Here is a 7,225-nt window from a genome sequence, read left to right as displayed (position 1 = left end):
TTCAGCTCATCGACCAGCCCGTCCTTGGCGAAAACATCGCGCGGATCACGTCCCGCAAGCAACTGATCCAGTGTGTCCTTCTTGATGACCATGAGCGCCCTCCATCGGCGTCACTATGGCCCCGGACACAAAATACCGGACAGTCCCTGAGTGAGCTCGCTGTTACTTTTCCCGAGCAGCAACAGCTTGACGATCTGCTCCCCCGCAAAGTCCGTACATTCCTACAGGCTAAGCGCGCGCGAGCAGCCGCGCAGCACGTGGTCGCTCATTGCGGCCACTGCGGCCGGTCCATCGCGACGTTCTAGCGCGGCGATAATCCGCAGATGATCGCCCATCGCAATCGAAACCAGAGAATCCGTCATTAATCCGCGTTCCTGCCGGATCAGACTCAGCTTGAGCGAGTTAAGGCGATAGGCTTCCGAGATGATCCGATTTCCGAGCGAATCGACGATCACTGCGTGAAAGGCGCTGTCAACGTCCCGGGCGCGGGCCAGCATGTCGAATTCCGGTTTTCGGCCGTTTGCCCGCAGGCAATCCTGCTCCAGAATCTCCTCATGTTCGCGGCGCATCGCCAGGATGGCCTGGTCGGTTGCCGTCTCGATGAAGCTCGCCGTGGCTTCCTTTTCGATCATCAGCCGGTATTGGAAAGCGTCCTTGACCAAGTCGATGTCGACATAGGCGATCTGCATCCCGCGGCTCGGTACTACGTTGACCAGCCTTTCGCCTTCGAGGCGAGACACCAGTTCGCGGATCGTGCCGATCGGCAAGCCGGTCATGTCGACCAATTCGCGCTGCGAGAGAAATTGGCCGGGCCTGATCCGGTGGGCGAGCAGGTTCTTTACGAAGCTGTCGTAGGCCCGCTGGCGGGAGGATGCCTCGAAGACGACGGCGGGTAGATTTCTCACCATCGATCAGCCTTTCGTGGCACCGAGCATGGCCCCAAAGAACATCTGCTTCTGGACGATCCAGACAAAAATTAGCACCGGGACCATCTGCAGCGTTGCCGCAGCGAAGACCTCACCCCAGTTGGCAGTGCCTTCGCCGATGCCCGACAGCATGTCGGCCAGGACGACTGGGGCGGTTGCGGTGCGCGTCGTCGTTAGCACGAGCCCAAACATATAATCGTTCCAGGCGAACACAGCGACGACGATGGCGACTGTCAGAATACCCGGCCAGATCAGCGGCAGGATGATGCGTCGAAAGGCCTGAAAACGGCTGCAGCCGTCGAGAAAGGAGGCCTCCTCGATTTCCAGCGGAACGTTGTCGATGAAGGTCTTCAGGATCATCACCGCTAGGCTGACCTCGAAGGCCGCATAGACCAGGACCAGTCCGAGGCGGGAATCATCAAGGCCCACGCTTGAAAAGATCGGGAACAGCGGCACGGTGACGACCAGAGGCGGCAACATCTTCAGCGCAAGCAGGACCGCCGATGAGCGCCGCACGCCGAATTGCGGCAAGCGCGAGAAGGCGTAGGCGGCCGGAAGACTGACGGCCAGCACGAGTAGAATCGACCCGCCGGTCACAGCCGCGCTGTTGGCCAGACCCAGCATGAACTTGCTCCAGCGTTCGCCGAGACTGAAGAAATTCGCCAGCGTGGGCCAGAAAAGCAGGATCGGCCGATAASAGAAGATGTCCCGGTCGGGTTTCAGGGCCGAGAGCGCGACCACCAGGATCGGGACGACCGAGACGAACACGGCAATTCCGAGCACAATACGATCTATCCAGCCCAGCCTTGCACGCGACGACTCCATCTTAGTGTTCCCGATAAAGCCGGATGACCTGAATGCTGGCGGCAGCGGCCGTCAACAGCAGCATGAGCCAGGCGATGGCGGCGGCCCGTCCGAATTCCCAGTAGCTGAATCCTACCTTGTAGAGATAGATCGAGAGGATCTGCGTGGCCTCGAGCGGTCCGCCCTTCGTCAGTATCCAGACAGTCCCGAAAGCGCGCATGGTGATGATGACGCGGAAGACGGCGGCGATTAGCAACCCGGCCATCATCAAGGGAAGCGTGATGCTGAGGAAGCTCTGGAATGGGCTGGCACCATCGATCTCGGCCGCCTCGTAGATCTCCGGCGACAGCGCCGCCCGGATCGGAAACAGCAAGATGAGGACGTGGGGCATGCCGGCCCAGAATTCGATCAAGGCCACAACCGGAAGCGCGAGGGAATCCGAGGAAAGCCATTGCTGCCGGGGAAAGCCTAGAAGTTCGATGGCGTAGTTGATCGGGCCGACATTGAGATCGAGCAGATAGCTCCACATCGTCGCCGTGACCGCATGGCTCATGGCGATCGGAGCGACGAGACAGGCGATCACCAGCGCGCGAAAGCGCCTCACGCGCACGAGAATGCAGGCGAGCCAAAGTCCGATGGCGAGTTGGAGGCTGACGGCGATCGCGACGAAAACCGCCGTGCGCCAGGTCGAGGCCCAGAAATCGGCGGCGGCGAGGGTCGCGCGATAATTCTTCAGGCCGACGAAATTCGGAACACGGCCGACTGAATAATCTGTAAAACTGAGATAGAGCGCCCAGATTTCGGGCAAGACGATCACGGCGGTGACAAGCGCATAAAGCGGCATCACCAGCGACCAGTTGCGCAAGGGGGCGAGCTTGCTCGCTACGTGGCCTACCGCGCCGGGCTTCAACTCAACGCGCGTCCTGGCGGGCATCCCCGAGTGCTCCCGCCAGCAGAACCCGATCCTGGTAAGGTGCGCGCTGCAGTTCCCTCGGGTCTGGCGCCGGCGAACCCAGCGCCGAGAATTGCTCAAGCGCGCCTTCCCACAAGCGGATCCTGCCGTCCAAATCGCTGAAGGCGACGGCGATACCTATTGGAGTCGCGATCATGTCGGGTGTGACGGCACCATTGAGGTCGTGGCTAAGGATCAGGAAACGGGTCTCCTTTGCGGGCGCTTTGACAAACGCTATCAAGTGCGCGCCGTTCGCGCGCGCCGCCCCGTCGGCGCGGTAAAGCTGAATCTCGTGGCCGTCCAGGATGCGCGCGACCAGTGTTGTCTGGAACGTTCGGCAATCGCTGCGTACGGCGCTAGCCCCAGTCGGGGAGATAGCAATGACGGTCAACTGATCGTCCATGGCTATGCTGCCGCCATCGAGACTCTCGCTCCGCTCAAGCGTCGAGGCGGTAGTTAAACCCGGTTCCGGCAGAAGCTGTAAGGACAAAGGCGCGCGGTCAGAGGCGAGGGCGACCTCACCGCGAAAGGCCATGAGCCGGCCGCCGCCATCGGAGAGCTGCATGTCGAGCAGCCCGTCGCCTGTACTAGCAAATCTGACCAGTCGCGCGGGCCCGGCCAACTGCGTCACGGCAACGGTCGACCAGTGGCGGTGGAAGCGCAGGGAGATCGTGAGTTTCCCGCTGCGCTGGAGGCAGGCGAGATAGGTCCGGCCGTTCCGAGCGCGAACCAGTTTCAGCTCGGCCTCGCCTTCCGCCACGAGGCCGGTGTCTTCGTCGATCAGGCGCAGACAACGGAGATAGTCGCCGTAGGTTGACAGATCGAGACTTTGGCCGCCTGCCTCGATGTCCCGGCGTAGAGTCTTGATGTCGATCCGCTCGATATCGCCGCCGTGCGCTGCGGCGAGCGCTGCCGCTTTACCCGCGCCGAAGCCCATCTGGGCGCATGTCGTCATCGCCCGGTAGGAGCTCAGCGCCAGTTGCTCGCCCGACAGGGAACGCCCGGGGCAAAGAACATTGCTCGCGCCCTGCGGGATCATCGCGCCGAGCGGGATGTGATAAGGTTCGACCATGTCGGTGACGCCCGTTCCTGCACGCCGCTCCGTCGCCGGCCAATGGAAGTCGAGGTGATAGGTGCCGACGGCGACAGCGTCGTCGAACACCGCGCCGCTGCGGACATCCGCATCCGTCAAGGTCGCTTTGCCGATGATGCGCCGGCCTTCGCGTTGGCCGATGCTGCGAGCAGTATGAGCCAGCGTATATGTGGCGAGCGGCGCGCCACCATTGATGGTGTGTCGGCCGCCATAGCCTCGCGTCTGAAGATAATAGACTAGGCCCATCATCTGTCGGCGCGCATGGATTTCAGCCTTCGACAGGCTGAAGCCATCAGCCGCATCGAAGCCGACGACTTTCATCTTCACCTCGACCCGGCCATCGGCAAAGCCGTGCAAGGACGTCATAGGCAGCTCGTCGTCTCTCTCCCAACTCGGGCAGCCCTCCGGCAGCAGCGGGCGCACCAGTTGGTGGGTGTTCCAGAGGGTGAAATAGAGGCTCATCGGCAATTGTTCGCGCGCGCCAAGATGCGTGACAGGACAGCCGAGGGCTGAGGCAATCACCGCATTACCGGTCGCATCGATCACAACTCGGGGGCTGACGCGCACGAGGGTCGGCCCACATCGCACCAGAACTTCGGTGACGCTCCCATTCTCAGCCTTGGCATCAAGCGCTGCGGCATGCAGCCAAGTCTCAATCCCGGCCTCGTCGAGCATGCATTGCAAGGCGAAGCCGCAGGATTCGAGATCATAGGCGCGGCGGTCGTCATTGCTGCGATAGGGCTCGATCTTGCCGGCGCGGGTGAGGCGCGCCACCAGATCCGCGAAGATGTAATTGACCCGGGCGGTGTCACCGACAAAGCCGGCGACACCGCCTGCGGTGCCCTGGCCGCCTAGAATATTGCTGGGTTCGACGATGGCGACGCTCAGGTGCGGCGTCTTGGCCGCCAATGCGGCGAAGACACCGGACATCCCGCCGCCGAGCACGAGCACGTCGACATCGCGCAAAACGATGTCGCGGCTCGAGAGCGCATAGGGCGCGTTCATTCCCGGACCCACCCCTGAATTTATCGCCGCGCTGCGACGAGAGGTTGGATTTGCGCGTGCGCATCAGTCATGGCGGCCTGTGCTGACTTGCGGCCCATCATGGCGGCGACAGCCTCCTTGACGAAGATGTCGCGTACCTGATTGGCACCTTCGAACACCGGCAGCGGGGAGGCGCCGTTCGCGAGTGCGGCGGCCGAAGCGGCACTATAGGGGGCGGCCGCGACAAAGGCCGGATTGGCGAGTGTCTCGGGATCGACCGGACCATTGCCATTCTGGGCCATTCGCAACTGCACGGCAGGCGAGGCGAGGTAGCGAATGAATGTCCAGGCGGCTTCACGCCCCTCGGCCCGGCCGTTGGCCGGGAATGCTGCCCCCCAGAATGCCATCTTGGCCGGAGCGAAGCTGCCTTCGGCCGATCCGGGGATTGCGAAGAAGCCAACCTTGCCGGCCACGCGGGACGAGGCCGGATCGTTGAAGCGGTTGTAATAGTTGTCGCCGAACAGCGACATTGCAGCCAGGCCCTCGCGCATCATCGTCTGGACGGAGGTGGCGTCCATCGAAGCGAAGTTCGGCGGCAGCGCGCCGCGCTCAACCAGCGTCCTCAACCGTTCGATCGCCTTGATGGTCTTCGGTTCGGTGACCTTTACTTCGTGATCATCCGTCAGAACATTGCCGCCCATAGCCTTGACGGTCGTAATGATGTCTTCTTCGGGCTTGATGGCTAGGCCATAGACCGAGGCGCCGTCCGCGCGCTTGTGCGAGGCCTTCTCGGCGGCAGCTAGGAAATCTTCGAAGGTCTTGGGCGCGGTAATGCCACGCTCCTCGAAGATCTGCTTATTGTAGTGGATGATCTGAGGATTCGAGCGGATCGGCACCGCGCGGAGATCGCCGTCAAGCTGGTAAGCGGCGAGCATGGACGGGAATATCTTGGCGAGTTCGAGCGCCTGGGCCTGCCGCTCCTTCAGCGAAACCAACTTTTCCAGAACGTCGCGTGAGGGCCAACTGCTCTCGATCATCACGACGTCGAACTGCGATGTACCAGATGACAGGGTCCGGAGCAGGTTCTGCTGCATCTGCGGCCACGGCACCGTTTCCCAGACGATCTTGAACCCGGTCTCGCGCTCGAAAGCCGCCTGGAGATTGGTTTCGGGCCTGTTAGGTGTGCCCTGAAACGCCGTTTGATGGGCTGAGTTCGCGAAGACCCGGATCGGCACCTGGGCTGCGGCCTCGCTCAGCCCGGCCAGTCCGAGCAGCGCACCGATGATGAGATGTGTTTTCATTCGATCCTCCCGAAAGGAAGGATTACAGACGCTGCAGCAAGATACAACTGACATGTTATTAGCATTTCGGCACGTTCGAGCTTGGGCAAACCGTGTCAGGAGTCGGAACACTGCGCCCGTCGAAGCTGCGCTTTCCTCATTAGGAGGCAGAACAAGAGCTGCTCGAAATAGCCCCACCCTGCCACGTGCGGCGCAGTTCTTGGTTGGGGCATGGCTTCGAGCGGATAGTGACGTATTCGCCACCGGCGGGCCCGATGAATCGCCCCCTTCGCGATTGTACGACCGGTCGGCTGACAAATCGAACGGGGCGCGCAGGCAAAAGGGTGATTAGCCGACCCGATTCAGGGCATGACTTTCGCGAGGAACCGAATTCGGTCGACCAAGACATGGGTTGGCGTGCGAACCCGATGACGACCCGTTCAGGCCCTGACGCCCGCCGGCAGTTAACGTGCCAATGCCAGCTGGACTCGAATCACTCCCCCCAACGCATGCGGTTGAGGAACAGATTTTCGTTCGGCGCCGGGGTGAACTGCAGCGGCTTGGCGGCGCCATAGCCGATGACGGTCTGGTAAAGCGGCACGACCGAGGCCATCAAGGTAACCGATCTGCACCGCAGGCTCGAGGCACTCGACGAAGGGGGAGCATGACAAAGCCCAGCAGTTCGCAGCGCAGTTTCATTATCGCAGCGGCGTGAAACGGCACGAACCCCCAAATTCCATGGCGCCGCGGGAATTTGCAACAGAACCATGCCGCTGTTCTGCGGCACTATGTCGTGTCACTTCGCTGACGGCGGATGAAGTCGGGTATCGAGCGCGAACGACTCCTGAACTCGGCGCGCATAGCCCGGCCTGGCGGCCGTGAAGAGCAAATTCCAGCTATGGGTTGAAACCACACTCGGAACAACGACAAATGCATGCCGCCGTAGCAGATCGTCGCCAAAAACCTGCTGGCCGGCACTTGGGATGCCAGGGCGCAGCCAATTCGGATTCGGTACCCGATCCGGCGTGACGATATGGACTGCAGCAATGTCTGAAATAACGGCCGCCGTCATCACATGGGGAACGGTGTCTAGCACCCAGAAGCCCTTGTGGACGGCAACTTCGAGAATGGCCGTCGCAGGATCGAGCGCGCAATATACCGCACGCACTCCGGCGCTATTCCATCG

General features: G+C 61.8%; 6 protein-coding genes. All 6 read right to left on the bottom strand.

Annotated elements, in window-relative coordinates:
• Positions 1-221: 221 nt before the first annotated feature.
• Positions 222-908 (bottom strand): GntR family transcriptional regulator, encoded by a 687-nt coding sequence (locus AC1D34_RS31510; RefSeq protein WP_441508497.1) that lies wholly within the window; start codon positions 906-908, stop codon positions 222-224.
• A gap of 3 nt (positions 909-911) precedes the next feature.
• Positions 912-1,751: a carbohydrate ABC transporter permease gene (locus AC1D34_RS31505; protein ID WP_476826347.1), complete on the bottom strand. Its 840-nt coding sequence runs from the start codon at positions 1,749-1,751 to the stop codon at positions 912-914.
• 1 nt (position 1,752) lies between these two features.
• A complete protein-coding gene (locus tag AC1D34_RS31500; RefSeq protein ID WP_476770793.1) occupies positions 1,753-2,664 on the bottom strand; it encodes a carbohydrate ABC transporter permease in 912 nt (303 codons plus the stop codon).
• Positions 2,642-4,780 carry an FAD-dependent oxidoreductase gene (locus tag AC1D34_RS31495; protein ID WP_476770792.1) on the bottom strand — a complete coding sequence of 713 codons (2,139 nt, stop codon included), beginning with the start codon at positions 4,778-4,780 and terminating at the stop codon, positions 2,642-2,644. Before AC1D34_RS31495 ends, AC1D34_RS31500 begins: the two co-directional genes overlap by 23 nt.
• A 20-nt stretch (positions 4,781-4,800) precedes the next feature.
• Positions 4,801-6,060, bottom strand: a complete 1,260-nt coding sequence (locus AC1D34_RS31490; RefSeq protein WP_476826346.1) for an ABC transporter substrate-binding protein — start codon at positions 6,058-6,060, stop codon at positions 4,801-4,803.
• Between the two features lie 775 nt (positions 6,061-6,835).
• The coding region (locus AC1D34_RS31485; RefSeq protein WP_476826345.1) for an RES family NAD+ phosphorylase at positions 6,836-7,225 on the bottom strand (390 nt) is incomplete at its 5' end.

The organism is Allobosea sp. P1_A7 (assembly GCF_056406775.1).
Note: the sequence above shows the minus strand (reverse complement) of the source record. Positions and strands in the feature narration are given on the sequence as shown.

Coding starts and splice junctions, on each gene's coding strand:
- AC1D34_RS31510 (WP_441508497.1), bottom strand. CDS start 908: ATGGTGAGAAATCTACCCGCCGTCGTCTTCGAGGCATCCTCCCGCCAG.
- AC1D34_RS31500 (WP_476770793.1), bottom strand. CDS start 2,664: ATGCCCGCCAGGACGCGCGTTGAGTTGAAGCCCGGCGCGGTAGGCCAC.
- AC1D34_RS31495 (WP_476770792.1), bottom strand. CDS start 4,780: ATGAACGCGCCCTATGCGCTCTCGAGCCGCGACATCGTTTTGCGCGAT.
- AC1D34_RS31490 (WP_476826346.1), bottom strand. CDS start 6,060: ATGAAAACACATCTCATCATCGGTGCGCTGCTCGGACTGGCCGGGCTG.